19 protein-coding genes are annotated in these 19,536 nt (G+C 69.2%); 9 read left to right on the top strand and 10 right to left on the bottom strand.

The window, feature by feature from the left end; all coding sequences use genetic code 11:
* Positions 1 to 20: 20 nt before the first annotated feature.
* Entirely contained in the window at positions 21 to 1,310 is a 1,290-nt protein-coding gene (locus HQ306_RS03260) for a serine/threonine-protein kinase (RefSeq protein WP_222627580.1), read from the bottom strand.
* 158 nt (positions 1,311 to 1,468) lie between these two features.
* Here HQ306_RS03260 and HQ306_RS03255 point away from each other — a divergent pair, with 158 nt between their 5' ends.
* Positions 1,469 to 2,683: an EAL domain-containing protein gene (locus tag HQ306_RS03255; RefSeq protein ID WP_307095258.1), complete on the top strand. Its 1,215-nt coding sequence runs from the start codon at positions 1,469 to 1,471 to the stop codon at positions 2,681 to 2,683.
* 12 nt (positions 2,684 to 2,695) lie between these two features.
* Here HQ306_RS03255 and HQ306_RS03250 read toward each other — a convergent pair whose 3' ends face one another.
* Genes HQ306_RS03250 through HQ306_RS03240 form a run of 3 tightly spaced genes read right to left on the bottom strand, consistent with a single transcriptional unit; the run spans position 2,696 to position 6,065 of the window.
* Entirely contained in the window at positions 2,696 to 4,288 is a 1,593-nt protein-coding gene (locus tag HQ306_RS03250; protein WP_261769691.1) for an ABC-F family ATP-binding cassette domain-containing protein, read from the bottom strand.
* 30 nt (positions 4,289 to 4,318) lie between these two features.
* Positions 4,319 to 5,317 (bottom strand): NADP-dependent oxidoreductase, encoded by a 999-nt coding sequence (locus HQ306_RS03245; protein WP_222627576.1) that lies wholly within the window; start codon positions 5,315 to 5,317, stop codon positions 4,319 to 4,321.
* Between the two features lie 34 nt (positions 5,318 to 5,351).
* The gene (locus HQ306_RS03240) at positions 5,352 to 6,065 is read right to left on the bottom strand and encodes an SDR family oxidoreductase (protein ID WP_222627574.1); all 714 of its coding nucleotides are present in this window, start codon (positions 6,063 to 6,065) and stop codon (positions 5,352 to 5,354) included.
* A gap of 156 nt (positions 6,066 to 6,221) precedes the next feature.
* Here HQ306_RS03240 and HQ306_RS03235 point away from each other — a divergent pair, with 156 nt between their 5' ends.
* Entirely contained in the window at positions 6,222 to 6,455 is a 234-nt protein-coding gene (locus tag HQ306_RS03235; protein WP_155956902.1) for a hypothetical protein, read from the top strand.
* Positions 6,456 to 6,465: 10 nt separating this feature from the next.
* On the opposite strand, the gene HQ306_RS03230 is transcribed toward HQ306_RS03235, so the two are convergent.
* Positions 6,466 to 7,362, bottom strand: a complete 897-nt coding sequence (locus HQ306_RS03230; RefSeq protein WP_056447149.1) for an alpha/beta hydrolase fold domain-containing protein — start codon at positions 7,360 to 7,362, stop codon at positions 6,466 to 6,468.
* A gap of 58 nt (positions 7,363 to 7,420) precedes the next feature.
* Here HQ306_RS03230 and HQ306_RS03225 point away from each other — a divergent pair, with 58 nt between their 5' ends.
* The 4 genes from HQ306_RS03225 (at position 7,421) to HQ306_RS03210 (ending at position 11,177) form a co-directional block, all read left to right on the top strand.
* Positions 7,421 to 8,269, top strand: coding sequence for an SDR family oxidoreductase (locus HQ306_RS03225; RefSeq protein ID WP_308115374.1), 849 nt, complete (start codon positions 7,421 to 7,423; stop codon positions 8,267 to 8,269).
* A gap of 48 nt (positions 8,270 to 8,317) precedes the next feature.
* The gene (locus HQ306_RS03220; RefSeq protein WP_027504042.1) at positions 8,318 to 8,902 is read left to right on the top strand and encodes a TetR/AcrR family transcriptional regulator; all 585 of its coding nucleotides are present in this window, start codon (positions 8,318 to 8,320) and stop codon (positions 8,900 to 8,902) included.
* Positions 8,903 to 8,942: 40 nt separating this feature from the next.
* Positions 8,943 to 10,484 carry an AMP-binding protein gene (locus tag HQ306_RS03215; RefSeq protein ID WP_027504041.1) on the top strand — a complete coding sequence of 514 codons (1,542 nt, stop codon included), beginning with the start codon at positions 8,943 to 8,945 and terminating at the stop codon, positions 10,482 to 10,484.
* Between the two features lie 81 nt (positions 10,485 to 10,565).
* Positions 10,566 to 11,177, top strand: a complete 612-nt coding sequence (locus tag HQ306_RS03210; protein WP_082544607.1) for a vitamin K epoxide reductase family protein — start codon at positions 10,566 to 10,568, stop codon at positions 11,175 to 11,177.
* Between the two features lie 37 nt (positions 11,178 to 11,214).
* On the opposite strand, the gene HQ306_RS03205 is transcribed toward HQ306_RS03210, so the two are convergent.
* Together HQ306_RS03205 and HQ306_RS03200 are read right to left on the bottom strand one after the other, a co-directional pair.
* Positions 11,215 to 11,967, bottom strand: coding sequence for a GAF and ANTAR domain-containing protein (locus HQ306_RS03205; protein WP_222627572.1), 753 nt, complete (start codon positions 11,965 to 11,967; stop codon positions 11,215 to 11,217).
* Between the two features lie 48 nt (positions 11,968 to 12,015).
* Positions 12,016 to 13,470, bottom strand: coding sequence for an MDR family MFS transporter (locus tag HQ306_RS03200; protein WP_222627571.1), 1,455 nt, complete (start codon positions 13,468 to 13,470; stop codon positions 12,016 to 12,018).
* Between the two features lie 112 nt (positions 13,471 to 13,582).
* Here HQ306_RS03200 and HQ306_RS03195 point away from each other — a divergent pair, with 112 nt between their 5' ends.
* Positions 13,583 to 14,239 (top strand): TetR/AcrR family transcriptional regulator, encoded by a 657-nt coding sequence (locus HQ306_RS03195; RefSeq protein WP_261769690.1) that lies wholly within the window; start codon positions 13,583 to 13,585, stop codon positions 14,237 to 14,239.
* Here the strand turns inward: HQ306_RS03195 and HQ306_RS03190 are convergent.
* The gene (locus tag HQ306_RS03190) at positions 14,229 to 15,206 is read right to left on the bottom strand and encodes a LacI family DNA-binding transcriptional regulator (RefSeq protein WP_222628919.1); all 978 of its coding nucleotides are present in this window, start codon (positions 15,204 to 15,206) and stop codon (positions 14,229 to 14,231) included. The genes HQ306_RS03195 and HQ306_RS03190 overlap by 11 nt on opposite strands.
* Before the next feature lie 126 nt (positions 15,207 to 15,332).
* Between HQ306_RS03190 and HQ306_RS03185 the strand changes: the two genes are divergently transcribed.
* Entirely contained in the window at positions 15,333 to 16,379 is a 1,047-nt protein-coding gene (locus HQ306_RS03185) for a Gfo/Idh/MocA family oxidoreductase (protein ID WP_222627569.1), read from the top strand.
* Complete coding sequence (locus tag HQ306_RS03180; RefSeq protein ID WP_222627567.1) at positions 16,376 to 17,155, top strand: TIM barrel protein; 780 nt, start codon at positions 16,376 to 16,378, stop codon at positions 17,153 to 17,155. Before HQ306_RS03185 ends, HQ306_RS03180 begins: the two co-directional genes overlap by 4 nt.
* A 7-nt stretch (positions 17,156 to 17,162) precedes the next feature.
* On the opposite strand, the gene HQ306_RS03175 is transcribed toward HQ306_RS03180, so the two are convergent.
* Together HQ306_RS03175 and HQ306_RS22530 are read right to left on the bottom strand one after the other, a co-directional pair.
* Entirely contained in the window at positions 17,163 to 17,930 is a 768-nt protein-coding gene (locus HQ306_RS03175; protein WP_222627565.1) for an ANTAR domain-containing protein, read from the bottom strand.
* 59 nt (positions 17,931 to 17,989) lie between these two features.
* Positions 17,990 to 19,453, bottom strand: coding sequence for a helix-turn-helix domain-containing protein (locus tag HQ306_RS22530; protein WP_307095238.1), 1,464 nt, complete (start codon positions 19,451 to 19,453; stop codon positions 17,990 to 17,992).
* Positions 19,454 to 19,536 lie beyond the last annotated feature (83 nt).

Below are 19,536 nucleotides of genomic sequence, written 5' to 3'. Positions count from 1 at the left end.
CCACAACCGAGGGTGATCAGTCAGCGATTGCCGTTACCGTTCCCGGAGTTACCGTTGCCGTTGCCCGAGTTGCCGTTCCCGGAGTTGCCGTTCCCGGAGTTGCCGTTCCCGGAGTTGCCGTTCCCGGAGTTGCCGTTCCCGGAGTTGCCGTTGCCGGGTGCTGCGGGTTGCGGAACGACGGGTGCGGGAGCGACCGTCGTCGTCTCGACGACCGGTGGCGCGACCTCCGGGACCGTCTCGGGAACCGGGACAGGGGTGGCCGTCGGCTCCGACGTCGTCTCGACCACCACGGACGTGCTCGGCAGCGGCGGCTCCGTCGTCGGTTCACCGTCCGACCCCGCTCCGCGGATCGCGAGCACCGTGACGAGCGCCGCGCAGATTCCCAGCGCGGCGAGTACCCACGGCACGGCGGATCGACGGCCCGACACGACGGCGGCCGGCGTCGCCACCGGGGTCGCGAGGACCGCGGTGTCGGTGTCCTCGGTGAGGGTGTGCAGCCGGTGAGCCACGTCGGCGGCGGTCGGGCGCGCCGTCGGCGTTCGGGAGGTCATGTCGGTCAGCAGCGACACCCACGTAGGCCCGAGTTCGACGGGGATCACCGGGTCGCGATGCAGACGGGCTATCGCGGCGGCGATCGCGCTGCCCTCGAACACCATTCGTCCCGTGAGGCACTCGGTCAGGACAAGGCCCAGCGAGTAGACGTCGGAGGCCGGCCCCGTCGCCTCGCCGGTCGCCTGCTCCGGGCTGAGGTAGTGCGCCGTCCCGACGGCGGTGCCGTGCTCGGTCATCGGGTCGGAGTCGACGATGCGCGCGATACCGAAGTCGGTGAGCTTCGCTCGCAGTCCCGCGTCGTCGTCGCGGGTGATCAGGATGTTGGCAGGCTTGACGTCGCGGTGGACGATGCCCGACGCGTGGATGTGTGCCAGTGCCTGCGCCACCTGGTGGCCTATCTGCCGGATCACCTCGGGCGGCAGGGTGCCGCCCGCGCGGAACGTGGACAGCGTGGTGCCGTCCACGAACTCCATCACCAGGTAGGGCCCGTCGTAGCCGACGACGTCGGACTCGGAGCCGGCGTCGTGGAGCGTGACCAGGCCGGGGTGGGTCAGCGACGCGAGGGTGCGCATCTCGCTGTCGATGCGTCGACGGTCGTGCGGCGTGTGGTCGTCGCTGCGGAACAACTTCACCGCCACGGCCCGGCCCAGCGTCCGATCGGTCGCCCGGAACACGTCCGAGACGCCACCGCGGCCCAGGACAGGTCCGAGGAGGTAGCGACCGGCGACGATGCGGGGTGCGGCCACCTGCTCAGCCATTCATCGCACCTGTCGACCGGTTCACCATGGGCATTGATCCTAGGGCGGGTCGGCCATTGGTCACGCAGAGCCGCGATGTCCGACTCGAACGGAACTCGAGGCACACTGTGTGGCCGGGTGGGGACGTCGGAGCATTTGTGGATCGGAAAGGGCATGTGGTGGACGCACCCCCTCTTCTTCCCGGACCGATCGACACCGTCTATCAGCCCATCGTCGATCTGAGGAATCGCTCGATCGTCGGCTACGAGGCTTTGACCAGGCCGGCGTCCGGCGGCTCACCCGAGGACTTGTTCGCCGAGGCCGAGCGCCGGGGTGTGACCGCCGAGTTCGATTGGCTCTGCCGCGTGTCCGCAGTGCGTGGCGCAGCGGAAGCGGGACTCCCGAGTGAACTGGCGTTGTTCGTGAACTCCGAACCCGCCGCCCTGGACGCCCCACCGCCGGATTTTGCACGCGGTGCGCTCGTGGACGCCGCCGACCAGTCCATCGTCGTGGAGATCACCGAGCGTGACCTGATGGCGGATCCGGCCGGAATACTGCGTGCGGTCGCGCACGCCCGAGACCTGGGGTGGCGTATCGCCGTCGACGACGTGGGGGCGGACTCGTCGAGCCTCGCGCTGCTGGCGTTGCTGCGACCGGACGTCGTCAAGCTGGAGATGCGCCTGGTCCAGCAACCTTCCACGCCGGAGACGATCGCGCTCCTCGCCGCGGTGGCCGCGGAGACCGCGCGAACGGGCTCCGTCGTCGTCGCCGAGGGAATCGAGAATGCTGCGCACGAGGCCCGCGCCCTCGAGCTCGGTGCCTCGTGGGGGCAGGGCTGGTACTTCGGCGCACCCGGCCCGCTACCGCGTTTCGACGCCGTGCCGCGTCGACCGCATCCAGGGCTGGCCGGCCCCGCTGTGACGGTGCGTGCCCCGGTGGCCGTGACACCCTTCGGGCTCACTCACGGCCGCGGGTCCGCGGTGCGGACCACCCCGGCCGCGCTGGCCGACCTGGAGGCGGATCTGCTCCGTCGTGCCCTGGAGTGTGGGCCGACATCGTTGGTGCTCGTCACGGTCCCGGAGCCGGAGACGATGATCGGGACTCGGCGGCAGCTGCTCGATCAGCTGTCCGAGCGAAGTGCTCTGACCGTGCTGTTCACCGCGGGAGACGCGCGATCGCTGGCCGGCCACCATCGAATCGTCGTGATCGGACAGAGCGAGCCGCTGGCGAGAGAACACTCGATCGTGGTGGTGGACCCGGAATTCGCCGCGGCGCTGACCGCGGTGCCGTGCACCGCGGACGGGGAGCCGTGTGTGGAGTATCGACTCACCCGCGACCGTGATCAGGTGCTCGACGCGGCCACGCTGCTTCTGCACCGGGTGCCGCCGCGCTGAGCGAACCCCGGGCTACATCTGCACGCCGGCGATCTTCTGCACTCCGCCCCGGCCGTCGAAGGCGAGTTGGCGGAAGGCCACCTTCTCGATGAAGAAGCGGTCGTGGCTCACCACCACGACGGCCCCGGGGAACGCCGTCAGCGCTCGCTCGAGGACGTGCGCGCTCGGGAGGTCGAGATGGTTCGTCGGCTCGTCCAGCACGATGACGCCGGCTCCGAACAGGAGACACTGGGCCAACGCGACGCGTGCCTGTTGACCTCCGGACAGCGTTCCGATGCGCTGCTTCTGTTCGGCCTCGGAGAACTGCAGCAGAGCGAGGAAGCGTGCCACGTCCTTCCGGGTCGCGGTCAGTGCCAGACTGTCCGGCATCGCGTTGACCGCGTGCGTGACGGTGTCGTCCGGATCGAGGTTCGCGAGCACCGTGTTGTAGTGAATGAACGCGGGCGCCTTGACCTTCCACTTCACCGTTCCGGAGTCGGCGGGTGCGAGCCCGGTCAGCACGTCGAGGAGCGTGGACTTCCCGCAGCCGTTGGGGCCGGTGATCGCGATGCGGTCGCCCCGATGGATCTCGAAGGAGAGATCCGCGAACAGTGGATCGCCGCCGTGCCCCTTCGTGACGCCGTCGACGACGCAGAGGTCGTCGTGCACGTGCAGTCCGCCGTAGATCGACGTGATGATCTGATCGACCGGTCGAGGGGTCTTGCTCTTCTTGATCGACGCCAGTCGCCGCTTCAGCACGCCGCTCGGATTCTTCGCGGCTTCCTTCCGGTCGGTGATCGCGTCCTGCTCGTAGGCCAGGAGTTGCTGCTCGGTGCTGAACTCCTTCTCGAGGTTCTTCAGTCGAAACTGCTTCTGCTGCACGTACTCCGAGTAGCTCCCGTCGTAGGTGTGCAACCGGTTGTTCTCGATCTCGACGATGGTGGTCACCACCTGCTCGAGAAAATGGCGATCGTGGGAGACGAGGAGCAGTGCGCCGCGGAAGTCACGGAGCCACCGCTCGAGCCACGTGATCCCGGCGACGTCGAGGAAGTTGGTCGGCTCGTCCAGAAGGAGGACGTCGGGCGATTCCAGGACGATGCGGGCCAGCGCGGCTCGGTTGCGCCATCCACCGGACAGCTTGTCCACCGGCAGTTCTCGACGCTCGGCGTCGAAACCCAGCATCGACAGGGCGGTGTCGATCTGCTGGTGGTACGTCCATCCACCGCCGACCTCCATCTGCTCGAGCAGCTCGGCCTGGCGGTCGACGAGGCGGTACATCTCCTTCTCGTCGATGTCGCCTCCGAGCGCCGTCTCGACCTCGGCCAGTTCGGTCTCCACCGCCCTGATGTCCCCGAAGAGCGACTCGAGTTCGGCGGTGATGCTGCGATCGCCGTCGAGCTCGGAGAACTGGGAGAAGTAGCCGATCCGAGCACCCTCGGTGACGTCCACCGTGCCGGAGTCCGGCGCGACGCGACCCAGGAGCAGCTGCAGGAGCGTGGTCTTGCCCGACCCGTTACGGCCGGTGAGGCCCACCCTGTCTCCGTCGGAGAGACGGAAGAACACCTCGCGGAGAACGACTTTCTGCTCGTACCCGGCGGTGACGTCGTTCATGCGAATCCAGCTCATCGCGACGACGCTACCGGGAGCCGCCGCCGGTCAGGTGACGGGAAGGGTGGCCACGATCTTTCCGCGGTTGCCGCCGGCGGACATCGTCGACAGCGCCTCGGGGATCTCGTCGAAGGTGATGGTGCGGCCGACGACGGGACGGAGCGCCCCGTTCTCGATCAGGGCGGCGATCTCCCGTAGCTGACCGCCGTCCGCGTGCATGAACAGGAATTCGTACGACACATCGGCTTTCGCCGCCTGTCGACGAATCTTCCGGCTGATCACCGCGATGGCCGTGCGGACGACGATGTTCAGGCCTGCGTCGGAGGCGAAGGCGGGGTCCGGCGGGCCGGTGATCCCGATGGCCTTGCCACCTCGCTTCAGCACGCGGAGCGAGGTCTCGAGTGTCTCACCGCCGACGCTGTCGAGCACGAGGTCGACGCCGGACAGGGTGTCGAGATCGTCGGTGTGGTAGTCGATCACGACGTCGGCGCCCAGTGCCCGCAGGAAGTCGGCGTTGCGGGCACTGGCCGTGGTCACCACGGTCGCTCCCAGATGTTTCGCAAGCTGGCCGGCTATGGTGCCCACACCACCGGCCCCCGCATGGATCAGCACCGTCTGACCTGCCTGCAGGCCGCCTCGCTCGACCAACGCCTGCCACGCGGTGAGCGCGACGAGGGGCAGCGACCCGGCCTCGGCCATGCTGGTGCCGGCCGGTTTCGGTGCCACGTCGGACTCGGGAACGGCGATGCGCTCGGCGAAGGTGCCGATGTGATCGGTCGGTGGCCGCGACCAGACCTCGTCCCCCGGTGCGAAGGACCGCACCGCCGAGCCGACTGCGAGAACGGTGCCGGCGACGTCGTGACCGAGTGTGCGGGGAAGGGTGTACGGAAGTATCTGCGTGAACTCGCCGAGACGGATCTTCTCGTCGAGCACGTTGAGACCGGCCGCCTCCACTCTGATCAGGACGTCGTGATCACCGACGATCGGCTCCGGAACATCCCGTTCGACGAGAGGGTGCTTGTAGCGGGTGAGAACGAGTGCGCGCATCGTGAGCCTCCTGAGTTCTCTTCGGCCGGTCGAATCAGACTGTGGTGGGGCGGGATCCGGGGTACAGGGCGTCGAGTGGTCCGGCCAGTGCGGCCTTGGTGCCGACGGTCAGCTCGTCGGCGAGCACCTCCGTCTCGCCTGCCTCGACTCCGTCCAGAACGGCCGCGACGAGCTGCTCGGTCGTCAACTTCGGCCCGTCGGCGCCCGCCGCCATCGCGGTGTCGACGTACCCCATGTGCACACCGGTGACGAGCACGCCGTGGGGCGCCAGTTCGAGACGCAGGGAATTGGTGGCCGCCCAGAGGGCCGCCTTGGACGCGCTGTACGCGCCACCGAAGTGGTACCAGCTGGCGACCGAGTGCACGTCGATCAGCACGCCCGCGCCGTGAGCTATCAGTGCCGGCGCGAAAGCTCGCGCCACGAGCAGGGGACCGAAGAAGTTCACCTCCATGGTGGCGCGGATGTCGGCGACCTCGACGTCGAGCAGGCTGGCGCCGGGCGGAAGTGCGCCCGCGTTGTTGATCAGCACCGTGACGTCCGCGGCCTGTGCGGCGGCGGCCTCGACGGACGCGGGGTCGGTCACGTCCAGGGTGACGGGAACGATGCGGTCGTCGTCCCAGTCGCGCGGCGTCCGGGCGCTGGCGTACACCTTGGCGGCGCCGCGGGCGAGGGCGTCGTGGACGAACTGCGTACCGATGCCACCGTTGGCTCCGGTGACGAGGACGACGGATCCGGCGAGAGCGGTCATGACGAGCTCGATTCTGTGACGGGTTTATATGACTGTACTCAGAACCGAGCACGGTCATGTTTTGTTCCGCGCTGCTGCACCGTCGTCGTTCCCGCGTGACGAGACTCGCACCCCCCTCGGGGGTAGTCCGCGCCCGGTGCGGGGTACACCCCGCTGGTGACGAGACGAGTGACGTTCAAGCGATCCGTCGCGCAGGCGATGGCCTTGTTCGCGGTGCTGGGCCTGTTCTGGGCGCTCGTCGGTGCACGCCTCGACCAGGATCATCCGTTGCGCACCATGGTCGTGGTCGGCTGCAGTGTGATCGGCGCCGGGTGGTTGTTGCTCGCCGTGGTCGTCGTCGTTCGTCTCCGGCGTCTCCGCGCGCGTCGTGATGCGGTGAGCGACACCTGACGCAGCGACGTCAGGGCGCGGTCGTGAGATCGCGTATCAGGGCGTCGACGATGCTGCGCCGCGCGCTCGCCCCCTCGGGTGTGGGAAGCAGGGGGTAGACGTGGATCGCCCCGGGACACTCGGTGCTGCGGATGTCGACGCCCGCTGCGCGCGCCTCGTCCACGAACGCCCGGACGTCGGGCAGGAACAGATCTCTATCCCCGATCAGGACGTGAACGGGCGGTAGTCCGCGCGTGGGCCCGCGCAGTGGACTGACCACGGGATCGTCGAGGTCTCGACCGTTCGACCACGTCCGCGCCAGATGTCGCAGGCCGACGCTCGACAACCACGGGTCGCGCGCCTCGACATCGGGGATCGCCGGGTTCGTCAGCGCGAGATCGAGCCACGGGGAGATCAGGCAGAGATGAGACCCCGGTCTGCCGGCTGCCGCGAGCCGTTGCGCGAGCCCGAGGGCGAGGGTGCCGCCGGCGGAATCGCCCATGATCGCGGTGTGGTCGATCCCGTGCTCGGACACCATCCGTTCGTGGACCGACGTCAGGAGGGGGTAGGCGTCGTCCACGGTGTGATCCGGAGCCAGACCGTAGTGCGGTACCGCGACAGCGAGCCCCGCCTCGGTGAGCTGATCGACGAGCGACCAGTGCTGAGCGGCGATCTCGCTGACGAACGCTCCGCCGTGGAGATGCAGGACGCCGCCGACGCAGGGTCGGTCGCGCGGACGCACCACGTCGACGGGCCGTCCCGCGACCTCGAACCGCTCGATGTCGTGCCGTCCCGCCATGCGCGCCGGCGGAGTCGGAGAGTCCTTCGGCCGCCGCATCCGGCGGTCGGCACGAGCCTCGGACGCCATCGTCCGCTTCGCCGTCGCCCGCATGTACAGCGCCACCGCGCGCATCTGCCACGTCGCCATGAAAAAGTCTCCTGGTCGGTGATCGTCCGGCGGCCATCGTGTCACGAGAGGAAAGCCCGTGAACGTCATCCGAACTCCCGTCGCGGTCACCGGATCGACCGGCGCACTCGGCGGCGCCGTCGCCGCGTCGCTCGCCGCCGCGGGCGCGTCGCAGCGTCTGCTGGTGCGGAACGCCGGTCGCGCGCCGTCACACCCGGGTGCCGATGTCGCGCAGTGTTCCTACTCGGACGCGACCGCCGCGGTGCAGGCACTCGCCGGGATCGAGGTCCTGTTCATGGTCTCGGCCTCCGAGAGCGCCGATCGTGTCGACCAGCAGAGGACGTTCGTCGACTCGGCCGTCGCCGCCGGCGTGCGCCACATCGTCTACACGTCGTTCGTCGGCGCCGCGCCGGACGCCGTCTTCACCCTGGCCCGAGATCACCACGCCACGGAGAGTCACATCCGGTCCACGGGTATCGGGTTCACGTTCCTCCGGGACAACTTCTACCTCGACGTCATGGAGCACTTCGTGGGGGAGGACGGTGTTCTGCGCGGACCGGCGGGGGAGGGGCGTGCCGCGCTCGTCGCCCGCGTCGACGTAGCGCGCACCGTTGCGGCGGTGCTGAGCGACCCTGCCCGTCACATCGGCCGGACCTACGATCTGACCGGGCCCGAGGCGCTGTCGATGACGGAGGTGGCCGCCACACTGTCCGACGTCCGGGGAGTCGACGTGCGGTTTCACGACGAGACGGTGGCGGAGGCCTACGAGTCGAGGGCACGGTGGGCGGCACCCGCCTGGCAGAACGACGCGTGGGTGTCGACGTACACGGCCATCGCCTCGGGAGCTCTCGCCGACGTCTCGGGTGACGTGGAGGAGATCACCGGACGCCGACCGCTCTCGTTCCGGGAGTTTCTCACCGTCGGCTGAGCACGAGCACGGTCGGTATAGTGCACTGCATAGAACGAGAGGAATCGCATGCCCAGGCAGAGCACCGCCCGTACCGACATGTTGCGCAGCGCGGCGCTGCTGTTTCGGGAGAAGGGTGTCGAGGCCACCTCGGTGGCCGACGTCATCGAGCATGCCCATGCGCCGCGCGGATCGATCTACCACCACTTTCCCGGAGGGCGCCCGCAGCTCGTCGAGGAAGCGACACGGGGCGCGGGTGACTTCATGGGATCGATGATCTCGGCGGGTCTCGCGTCGCGGGGACCCGAGCACACCATGGCCTCCATCGTCGGGTCGTTCCGTGACCAACTCGTCGCGACGGATCACGTCGCGGGGTGTCCCGTCGGTGCGGCGGCCGTCGAGGGGCCCAACACCCCGGGTGCCCGCGACGCGGCAGGTGCGGCCTTCACGTCGTGGGAGAAGATCATCGCGGACTCTCTGTGCGAGCGCGGTGTCGCTCGTGACGACGCGGAACGCGGTGCGACCCTTGCCCTGTCGGCCATCGAGGGCGCCCTCCTCATGTGCAAGGCGCAACGGAGCACGCGGCCGCTCGACGTCGTCGAGGAGTGGCTCGTCGGCATGATGGCCGACCTGCTGGGCACCGCCTCTCGGTGAACTGCGCCGCACGGCGCGGAGCCTTGTTAGTGTCGGTCGAATGTTCGTCCCGTTCAGTGTCACCGACTTCCTCGACCGCGCCGCCGCCGTGTACGGAGACCGGGTCGGGTTCGTCGACGAGCCCGATCAGCCCGCTCCGAGCCTCGGATCGCCGACCTATGCCGAGATGGCGGACCTCGCCCGGCGGCAGGCCGCGAAACTCGACGATCTGGGTATCGAGCGTGGCGATCGAGTGGCGATCGTCAGCCACAACGCGGGCCGTCTGCTCACGTCGTTCTACGGAATCAGTGGCTGGGGCCGCGTCATCGTTCCCGTCAATTTTAGACTCCGGCCGGACGAGGTGCGGTACATCATCGAGGACTCCGGTGCGCGCGTGCTCTACATCGATCCGGAGCTGAAGGACTCGCTCGGCGACGTCGAGTGCGAACACGTCGTCGTTCTCGGTGACGACCAGAATCTGTACGCTCCGCCGGGATCCACTCCGGCACCGTGGGATCCGGACGAGAACGCAACCGCTGCCATCAATTACACGTCGGGGACCACGGCTCGCCCCAAGGGTGTCCAGATCACGCACCGCAACATCTGGGTCAACGCGGTCACCTTCGGCATGCACGTCGGCGTCAGCGATCGCGACGTCTACCTCCACACCCTGCCCATGTTCCACGCAAACGGCTGGGGACAGCCGTTCGCGATGACGGGAGTCGGTGCGCAGCACATCGTCCTGCGCAAGGTCGACGGCGCCGAGATCCTGCGCCGCGTGCGCGATCACGGCGTGACGGTGATGTGTGCGGCCCCCGCCGTCGCGGCAGCCGTGCTCGATGCCGCGCAGTCGTGGGAGGGCGAGATCCCCGGCCGGGATCGGGTGCGCATCATCATGGCCGGTGCGCCGCCACCGACGAAGACCGTTGCGCGCGTGGAGCGTGAACTGGGGTGGGAGTTCATCCAGATCTACGGGCTCACCGAGACGTCCCCTCTGCTGACCGTCAACCGCACTCGCCAGGAGTGGGACGATCTGGAACCCGAGGAGCGTGCCGCGAAGCTCACTCGGGCCGGCGCCCCCGCACTGGGTGTCCGACTCGACGTCGACCCGACCGGCGAGGTGTTGGCGCGATCCAACGTCGTCATGGAGGGCTACTGGGGGCGGCCCGAGGAGAGCGCCAGAACGCTGGACGGCGGCTGGTTCCACACCGGTGACGGCGGCCTCATCGGCGACGACGGCTATCTCACCATCGCCGACCGCAAGAAGGACGTGATCATCACCGGCGGCGAGAACGTCTCGTCCATCGAGGTCGAGGACTGCCTCTTCTCCCATCCCTCGGTGAGCGAGGTCGCCGTCATCGGGGTGCCGAGCGAGAAGTGGGGCGAGACGATCAAGGCCTTGGTGGTGCTCGCGCCGGACGTGGACGCCGGCCCGGAGACGGAGGTCGACCTCATCGCGTGGTGCAAGCAGCGACTGGCCGGGTACAAGGCGCCGACCACCGTGGAGTTCCGGGACGAGTTGGCGCGCACGGCCACCGGCAAGCTGCAGAAGTTCAAGTTACGCACGCCCTACTGGGACGGGATGGACCGCGAGGTCAACTGACTCGCCGGAGCCGATCTCTCAGGGAGGCTGTTTACACTCGGGGACTCGACCACTCTCCGACTCTCCGACGGGATCCCACCGATGACGATGTCCTCGCTGTCCGACGACGACGTCGACGTGGACCGTCCGTCTCGCGGAACCCCGGCGCGCGTGCTGCCGTGGGTCCTGCTGATCGGCGGGGTCGTCGGATTCGCGGCCGCCTGTGTGTTGACCTACGAGAAGATACGACTGACGGCGGACCCGTCGTACGCGCCGACCTGCAACCTCAACGCCGTGGTCAACTGCGGCTCGGTCATGGCATCACGCCAGGCGGCCGTCCTCGGATTCCCCAACTCCTTCATGGGGGTGGGCGGCTTCGCCATCGTCGCCATGGTGGGCGTCGCCCTGCTGATGCGCACGCGTCTCGATCGGTGGTTCTGGGCAGGGCTGCAGGTGGGGGTCACCGCGGCCGTCGCCTTCGTGCACTGGCTCATCGTGCAGAGCCTGTACGAGATCGGTGCGCTCTGCCCGTACTGCATGGTGGTGTGGGCCGTCACGGTGCCCGTCTTCTGGTACGTGACGGTGGTGAACGTGTCGGCTCTGGCGGGACCGGGCCGGACGAGAGACCTGCTGACGCGGTACCACGCCGTCCCCCTCGTCCTCTGGTATCTCGTACTGGCAGGACTCGTCGTGCAGAGGTTCGTGCTCGGCTGACCGCGCCCTCCGGCTCCGGCTGACCGCACCCCGTGCGTCAGGCGGGGCGCGCGCCGGTCATCTCGGCCGGCGCGACGTCCGTCACCGACGACACGAATTCGCGGGCGATGTCCCGCAGTCGGCGGTTGGTGCGCTGTGACTCGGTCGAGAGCACCTCGAACGCCGCGGCGTCGTCGATGCCGCGCAGGGCCATGAGGATGCCCTTGGCCTGCTCGATGGGTGCGCGGTGGGCCATGGCATCGCGGAGGCCGTCGACGGTGGTCGAGAGGTCGCGGTGCTGGTCGTCGCGCTCCAGCGCGTCCGAGACGGCGCCGACCAGCGTGCTGAGAACCTGACGGTCCAGGTCGTCGAACGAGTGCGGGGTGTGGGCGAAGAGGGTGAGCGAACCGATGGTGCGGTCACCCACCCGCACCGGGGTGCACATCATCGCGGCGATCCCCGCGGCGCGCGCAGTGGTGCCGAATTCCGGCCACCGGGCGTCTCCCGCCTCGCAGTCGACCAGCACCGTCTCGCCCTCGCGAGCGGCGTGCAGGCACGGACCGCTGTCCGAGTCGTACTGCTCGAGGTCGATGGCGGAGACGGTGGCCGACGACGTCGCGGCCGCGAAGGGTGCGCCGTTCAGCTCGACGGTGACTCCGCACATGTCCGTGTCGGGGATGCACGCGCAGGCGGCGTCGACCAGCCGGTGCATCAACTCCGCAGCATGGTCGTCGTCGGTGCCCGCCGCGCTCAACGAGCGGACGGCGTTACCGATCACGACCGCGAGCGGCAAGGAGTCAGAGGAGTTCACGGCACCATTGCACCACGACGGGACGACAACCTTCCGGCAACGACCAGGTCACCCCCGGTCGGCCGCAGGCGTACGGATGAAGAACGAGGCGCCCACTGCCAGCAGGGACACGGCACCGCCGCACAGGAACGCGGTGTGGATCCCCGACTGCTGCGCCGCCACGTCGCCCACGCCACCGGCCAGTCGGGAGGCCGCAGCGGTGGACATCACGGTCACGAACAGCGCGGTGCCGGCCGCTCCCGCCAACTGCTGCACGGTGTTGAAGATCGCGCTGCCGTGCGAGTACAACTGCGGCGGAACCGAACCCAGTGAGGAGGTCATCAGCGGAGTCATGATCAGAGCGAGTCCGACGCTGAGCAGCGAGTGGATCGCGACGACCACGGGGAGGGCGGTGTCGGCCGTGAGAATCGTCATCGACCACAGTGCGGCGCTGACGACGACGGCGCCCGGGACCACCAGTGGGCGGGGGCCGACCCGGTCGAAGACCCGTCCGACGACGGGAGCGAGACCGCCCATGATCAGACCGCCGGGAAGGAGCATCAGGCCCGTGGTCAACGTGTCCAGCCCGCGGACGTTCTGCAGATACATCGGCAGCAGGATGAGGGCACCGAACAGCGCCATCATGCTGATGGAGAGCATGCCCAGGCCGATGCTGAACGTGGGGGTGCGCAGCGGACGCAGGTCGAGCAGGGCCCGGCCCGAGTCCTGACGAGCGATCTGCCGGAGGACGAACACGACCAGTGCGACGACGCCGACACCCAACGGGATCCACACGGGGACCGCGGTGCCCTCGGCGGCGTGACCCAGGCTGCCGAGTCCGTACACGATGCCGCCGAACGCCAGCCCGGACAGCACCACCGAGACGGCGTCGAACGGGGCCACCGTGCTCGCCGCGGTGGCGTTCTCCACCAGGCGGGATCCGATCGCGAAGGCCAGCAACGCGATCGGGAGCACGAGCCAGAACATCCACCGCCAGTCGAGCGCACTGAGGATGACACCCGAGATGGTCGGCCCCACGGCCGGAGCCACGGCGATGACGATGGAGATGACGCCCATCATGCGGCCGCGCCGATCGGCGGGAACCAGTCGCAGCACGGTCGTCATCAGCAGGGGAAGCATGATCGCCGTGCCGCCTGCCTGGACGACTCGACCGGTGAGCAGCAGCGGGAAGCCGGGCGCCGACGCGGCGAGAACGGTGCCCACGGAGAACAGCGACATCGCCGCGAAGAAGACCTGGCGGAGAGTGAAGCGCTGGAAGAGGAAGCCCGTGGTCGGGATGACGATGGCCATGGTCAGGAGGAAGCCGGTGGTGAGCCACTGCGCGGTGCCGGCGTCGATGGCGAGATCGACCATCAGTGTGGGCAGCGCGACGCTCATGATCGTCTCGTTGAGGATCATGACGAACGCCGACACCACGAGCACCGCGATCAACAGCCGACTGCTCCGTGGCAGAGGCCCGTCCGTGACGCGCGGCGCGTCCACCTCTGTCTGCTGAACCTGCATCGTCGTGGGGCCTCTCTGTCGTTCGGTGTGGTAACAGTGTCTTCCTGCATGACAGTCACTGTCAAACTGGTTGTTGATGTAGGGTGACGGCCATTCGGAGAGGAGTGATGTCTTGAGTGGAGACGGCTCGACCGAGGTGGCGGCGACACCGGTGCCCGATCTGCGGGAACGTCGGCGTCGCGACATGTGCTCCGAGATCTCACTGGCGGCGCTGGAACTCTTCGAGCGTCAGGGATTCGCGTCCACCACCGTCGGCGACATCGCTCGCGACGCGGGCATCTCGCAGAGCACGTACTTCCGTCACTTCCCCACGAAGGAGCAGTCCGTCGTCGGCTTCGACGCCGGGCTCGAGCGCGAGATCCTGGCGTGGGTGACCGAGGCCGACCTCGCGGGTGTCGGTCTGGCCGGCATCGAGGACATCGTGGAGCGGTTCCTCCGGCGCATGAGTGCGGCGAACACGGCGTCGTCCGACCGCGTGATGCGCATCCGTCGGCTGATCGTGTCGGATGCGCACCTACGGTCCGCGGCGATCGCCCTCGACGAAGTGGTCATCGCTCGCCTGGCCGCCGCGCTGGCGGCGCGAGTTCCGCGATCGCCCTCCCGCCTGACCGCCGAGACGGCGATCATGACCGTCCGGGTCGCGTTCGACTCGTGGGCGGCGCGCGTGGACGACGGGGACCAGGACGCCGACCTGGCGGAGATCTATCGCGTCGCGTGCCGTGATCTGCGGACCGTCGTGACCGGTGCCGCCCCGGACGTCACGGCGTAGCCCTCGGTGCGCCGGTGGTCGACCGTGACACCAGGCTGGGCGTCAGCACGATGCTCGGCGCACTGTCGTCGACGGTGAGGGTGAGTGCGGCGTCCACCGCCGCGTCGGCCAGGCTCTCGGCGTCCTGGGACACCGTGGTGAGTGCGACGTGGTCCAGTCCGGCGACGCGCGAGTCGTCGTACCCGATCACCGACATGTCCCGCGGCACGGCGAGTCCGCGAGCGACCAGTGCGGCGAGAACGCCTGTGGCGCACCGGTCGTTGAAGGCGATCACGGCGGTGGGAGGGTGCTCTGTGTCGAGGAGTCCCTCGACTGCTCGCGCTCCGTCGTCCTCCGTGAGGCCGCCCCGCACCACCTCGGCTCGGGCGTCGTCGATGTGGGACAGGGCGTCCAAGAAACCGGCGGATCGGTCCTCGCTGCCCGGTGCGCCGTCGCCGTCGACGAAGGCGATGCGCCGATGGCCGAGCTCCTCGAGATGCCGTACCGCCAGCGTGATGCCGGCGACGTCGTCGCTGCGCACCGTCACCGTGTCCGGGGTGTCGACACGGCGAGCGACGACGACGGTGGGAACGGTGCGGGCGAGCGCGGCCAGCTCGTCCTCCGGCAGTCGGCTGCCGAGGAGGATCGTTGCCTCGCAGCGATCGTGACGAAGGGAGTCGATGGCCGCTGTCTCACCTCTGCTGGGTGCGACGGCGCTGAGAGCCACCTCGTAGCCCCGTCGAGCCGCGGCGGAATAGACGTGTTCGACCAGATCCCCGTGGAACGGTTGTTGCAGCTCGAAGACGACCCCGAGAAGCCGGGAGTGCGACTGCCGCAGACTGCTCGCCCGTCGATCGCGGACGTATCCCAGTTCGTCGGCGATCTCGCGTACCCGTGCGCGGGTCGCGTCGCTGGCACCGGGGGAGTCGCGGAAGACGATGGACACCAGGGCGGTCGAGACTCCCGCCGCCCGTGCCACGTCGGTCATCGTGACGGGACGCTCGGTTCGTCTCCTGGTGGTCACGCACCGATCGTACGGGGGTGTTGACGCCGGCGTCTAGTACGTTCTAGCCTCTGCGAACAGGCAAACTAGAACGTACTAGTAGGAGGCGTCATGGCAGTCGATCGTTCGGAGGTGGTGGGCATCGCGGTGCTCGGTGCGGGCAGGATCGGCGCCAACCACGCCGAGATCGTCGCGCGCCGGGTACCGGGTGCCGCACTGCGGGCAGTGGCGGATCCGGTGCCCGGCGCCGCCGACAGGCTCGCCGGGGAACTCGGTGCACCGACGGCGTCCACCGACATCCACGAGACCCTGCGGCGTGACGACGTCGACGCGGTCGTGATCTCCGCCCCCGCGCGGAGTCACACCGAACTCGTCGTCGCGGCCGCGGAGGCCGGGAAGCACGTGTTCGTCGAGAAGCCGATGGCCGTGACCCTCGAGGACGCGGACCGTGCCATCGCCGCCGCACGGGCCGCGGGAGTGACACTCCAGGTGGGCTTCAACCGACGCTTCGCGCCGGGATTCGCGGCGGCACGTCGGGCCGTCGACGAGGGCAGGATCGGTACGCCCCAGCTGCTGCGGTCGCTCACCCGTGATCCCGGCCCGTGGGGTGGAGATCCGAGCCGCGTTCCAGCGTGGACCATCTTCCTGGAGACGCTGATCCACGACTTCGACACGCTGTGCTTCCTCAACCCGGGAGCCGCTCCGGTGCGCGTGCACGCCATGGCCGACGCGTTGATCCGGCCCGAGGCCAGGGACGACGGCTTCCTCGACACCGCCGTCGTCACCATCGCGTTCGACAACGGCGCCCTCGCGACGGCCGAGGCCAACTTCTCCGCGCTGTACGGCTACGACGTCCGCGGAGAGGTGTTCGGATCCGGCGGCATGATCACTGCCGGCACCACGGCGTCGAGCGACATGACCCTGTACGACGCTCGCGGGATCACCGTGGACACCGCCCGTCGCGACACCGATCTGCTGCGCGAGGCCTACATCGGCGAGTTCACCGCGTTCGTGTCCTCGGTCCGCGACTCGACGCCCGCGGTCGTCGGTGGAGCCGACGCACGGGTCGCCCTGTCGATCGCGCTCGCCGCGATCGAGAGCGTGCGGTCCGGCGCCGCGGTCGCCGTCGCGGATCTCGACTCGGACGGTGTCCGATGACGTACACGCTGGCGGCCAGCGCCGAGATGCTCCACCTCGATCTGCCGTTCGTCGATCGGGTCCGACGGATCGCGGACCGCGGCCTGCAGGTCGAGATCTGGAACTGGTCGACGAAGAACATCGACGATCTGCAGGCCACGGGTGCCCGGTTCTCCTCGATGACCGGGTACCTGAGCGGAAGCCTCACCCACCCGGACGGCATCGACGAGTTGCTCCGCACGGCCGCGGAGTCGCTGCGCGTGGCCGATCGGCTCGACTGCCCGCGCCTGAATCTGCACGGCACAGGTCTCGATTCCGAGGGGTTGCCGGTCCACCCCGAGCACACGGTGACCCCCGACATGTGGCTCCGGGCGGCCGACACACTGCGCCGGGTCGCGGAGCTGGGCGAGCGTGCCGGTCGCGTGTTCACCCTCGAGAACCTCAACACCGCGGTCGATCACCCCGGTACACCGTTCGCCACCGCGGCCGACACGCTCGCACTCGTGTCCGCGGTGGACAGTGCGGCGCTGCGCCTGAATCTGGACCTGTACCACGCTCAGATCGGCGAGGGGAACCTCATCGAGACGGTGCGGCGCTCGCTTCCCTGGATCGGCGAGATCCAGGTGGCCGACGTTCCGGGGCGCTGCGAACCGGGCACCGGGGAGATTGCCTACCCGGTCGTCGCCGCCGCACTGCGCGAGATGGGGTACGACGGTGTCGTCGGTCTCGAGGGGTGGGCACGCGCCGATCCCGACGAGGCACTCGACGCCTTCGAGGCGGCGTTCACGGCGCCGTGATCGTCGGTCAGCTGTCCTCGGTGATCCGGCGGGCCACGTCGACGAGTGGCAGTTCCGTTGCGGCAGCGGCTTTCTCGAGTAGTGCTCGGGCCTCGCCCATGTCGAGATCGTCCCGCACCATGAGGATGCCGACCGCGATGCCGACGACCCGGCGGTCCACCATGGCCGCACCGATCCGTCGGACTCCGGCGACGAGGTCGCGCCCGCGGCCGTAGGACCACAGGGCGGTGTCGAGGTGGTCCACGAGGACGCACACCAGATCGTCCTCGGCCTCGACCTGCGCGGAGGACAGGGGAGGCCCCGCGGCGTACAGGTTGACCGATCCGGCGGCCGCCCCGTCGACGGTCAGCGCGCACGCGTGCACCCGGTCCACGCCGGCCCTCGCCGCGAGGGCGGCAAGGGGCGGCCAGAGTCGGGCCACCTCGTCGTGGGAGAAGTGCAGCGACGAGTGTGTCCGCAGCGCGCGCAGGCAGGGTCCGTCGTCGAGGTCGTACTGCTGGGCGTCGAGCGCGAACACGACGGCGTCGGTGGGGGACACGGTGAAGGGGTGGCCGTCCACGGTGGCGGTGATGCCGGCGTGCGCCACGCCGTCGAGTGATCGGACCGCCGCCTCCGCGCCCTGCTCGAGCACGACGAGCAGAGCGGCATCGTCGTCCACCGAGCCGGTCAGAAAATCGGAGACCGTGGTCGTCGCCGTCGAGTCCCGTTCGCGGGCCCGACGGAAGTGGGGGAGGTCGCGCAGTGCGAACAGACGTCGCGTGAGTTCGTCGTCCATGTCCGCGCCCCTCCCGTGAGATCGAGTCGTCCGGGACGAGACTACGCGGCCGACGTGCGTCAGCCGGGGTTCCGCGGATCGATCTTGTAGTAGGCCGTCTTGCGGTAGAGCGTGGCGCGGCTCATCCCCAGCTGACGGGCCGCCTGGCTCATCGTGACCTTGCCCGACGCGAGGACCCGCACTATCTCCCCGTGCTCGAACGCCTCGATGCTCGACAACCGGCGCGTCCGGCCCGCCAGCAGTTCGGCGGGGAGCATCGCGACGTCGACGACGTCCGCACGCGACGCGACTCGCGTGACGAGTTCGCGGAGCTCCGCCGCGCCCTGCGGCCAGTCGTGGTGCTGCAGAGCGCGTTCCGCCGCGGGGGTGATGTGCACGTCGCGTCCGCGCACCGCGCGCGCGAACTCGTGAGCCAACGGCACGACGTCGTCCGGTCGGTCCGACAGTGGGGGCAGCGACACGACCGATGCGACCGCGGAGGCGAGTGCGGCCGGGATGTCGTGCAGTCGTTCGGCGGTGACCGCGAAGGGCATCCGGGTCTCGGCGGACCGCAGCAGGTCGACGAGTGACTGCGCGGCGAAGTCGGGGAGCGTGTCGACGTCGCGCAGGACGACGACCGTGTCGGTGCGATCCGCCTCGTACGTCCACAGGTCGAGCCACGTGTCGACGTCGTCGGGTGCGGGGGCCGCTGCCGAGAGAATGCGGTGGCGCGGGAAGGCGCGCCGCGCAGCGTGCGTCACCAGCGACGAGCGGCCGGAGCCGGGGCGGCCGATCACCGCGACGGTCGATCCCGCGGCCATCGCGGAGTGGGCGTCCGCCTCCAGTCGTGACCACTCCGCGCCGAGTCGAACGCCTGTGCCGGTGGACCCGTGCTCGATACGGAAGAGGCTGCGACGCACCGTCGGTCGCTCTCGTCGACCGGTCGATCGGGACGACATCGACAGCGAGATGGTGCTCGCGGCCGACCGTGCGAGTGTGAGTAGGAGGTCGCTCGACGTCCGGGACCAGGTGGTGAGATTGACGGCACCCTGCAGACGACCCGTCGCGGGATCCAGCACCGGGGCGGCTGCGCAGGTGAAGCCGGTGAGGCTGTGGGAGTAGTGCTGTTCCGCTCGGACCAGGGTGGGTGCCAGGTCTGCCAGCGCGAGACCCAGACCGTTGGTCCCCACCTCCCGTTCCGAGTAGCCGAAACCGGGCGCGAGGTGGACGTCGTCGAGCGCGCGGAGCAACGTGTGGTCCCCGCTCAGGCGGGACAGAACGAGGCCGTCGGCGTCGGTGAGCATGAGGCCCACCGGCTCGGCGGTGAGCGTCCGCTGCAGGTCGGCGAGCACTTCGTCACCGCACTGCCGAAAGAGCGACTCCTGCCGTTCCGTCCCGGCGAAGACCGGCTCGACATGATCGACCGGGATGCCGTAGCGCCGACTCCGAAGCCAGGAGGCGCGGAGCCGAGGGGGTACCGCACCGGCGACCGCGTCCACCTCGCGGCCGGAGCCGGTCCGGTGTTCGGGGAGCTGTGCTGGCACGCGGGCGTCCTGGTGGGTCGAAGCGGGTCGGGTTGTGATCCAGGTTACAGCGCCCGAGGGGTGGTCGACCGTCTCAGATTGAG

Origin of the sequence: Rhodococcus sp. BP-160 (assembly GCF_019836205.1) — a bacterium.
Lineage (GTDB): Bacteria > Actinomycetota > Actinomycetes > Mycobacteriales > Mycobacteriaceae > Rhodococcoides.
Note: the sequence above shows the minus strand (reverse complement) of the source record. Positions and strands in the feature narration are given on the sequence as shown.

What these genes read in the sequence shown, in the direction of transcription:
- HQ306_RS03260 (WP_222627580.1), bottom strand. Translation starts at nt 1,310, where the DNA reads ATGGCTGAGCAGGTGGCCGCACCCCGCATCGTCGCCGGTCGCTACCTC.
- HQ306_RS03250 (WP_261769691.1), bottom strand. Translation starts at nt 4,288, where the DNA reads ATGAGCTGGATTCGCATGAACGACGTCACCGCCGGGTACGAGCAGAAA.
- HQ306_RS03245 (WP_222627576.1), bottom strand. Translation starts at nt 5,317, where the DNA reads ATGCGCGCACTCGTTCTCACCCGCTACAAGCACCCTCTCGTCGAACGG.
- HQ306_RS03240 (WP_222627574.1), bottom strand. Translation starts at nt 6,065, where the DNA reads ATGACCGCTCTCGCCGGATCCGTCGTCCTCGTCACCGGAGCCAACGGT.
- HQ306_RS03230 (WP_056447149.1), bottom strand. Translation starts at nt 7,362, where the DNA reads ATGGCGACGTGGCAGATGCGCGCGGTGGCGCTGTACATGCGGGCGACG.
- HQ306_RS03220 (WP_027504042.1), top strand. Translation starts at nt 8,318, where the DNA reads ATGCCCAGGCAGAGCACCGCCCGTACCGACATGTTGCGCAGCGCGGCG.
- HQ306_RS03215 (WP_027504041.1), top strand. Translation starts at nt 8,943, where the DNA reads ATGTTCGTCCCGTTCAGTGTCACCGACTTCCTCGACCGCGCCGCCGCC.
- HQ306_RS03210 (WP_082544607.1), top strand. Translation starts at nt 10,566, where the DNA reads ATGACGATGTCCTCGCTGTCCGACGACGACGTCGACGTGGACCGTCCG.
- HQ306_RS03200 (WP_222627571.1), bottom strand. Translation starts at nt 13,470, where the DNA reads ATGCAGGTTCAGCAGACAGAGGTGGACGCGCCGCGCGTCACGGACGGG.
- HQ306_RS03190 (WP_222628919.1), bottom strand. Translation starts at nt 15,206, where the DNA reads ATGACCGACGTGGCACGGGCGGCGGGAGTCTCGACCGCCCTGGTGTCC.
- HQ306_RS03185 (WP_222627569.1), top strand. Translation starts at nt 15,333, where the DNA reads ATGGCAGTCGATCGTTCGGAGGTGGTGGGCATCGCGGTGCTCGGTGCG.
- HQ306_RS03180 (WP_222627567.1), top strand. Translation starts at nt 16,376, where the DNA reads ATGACGTACACGCTGGCGGCCAGCGCCGAGATGCTCCACCTCGATCTG.
- HQ306_RS03175 (WP_222627565.1), bottom strand. Translation starts at nt 17,930, where the DNA reads ATGGACGACGAACTCACGCGACGTCTGTTCGCACTGCGCGACCTCCCC.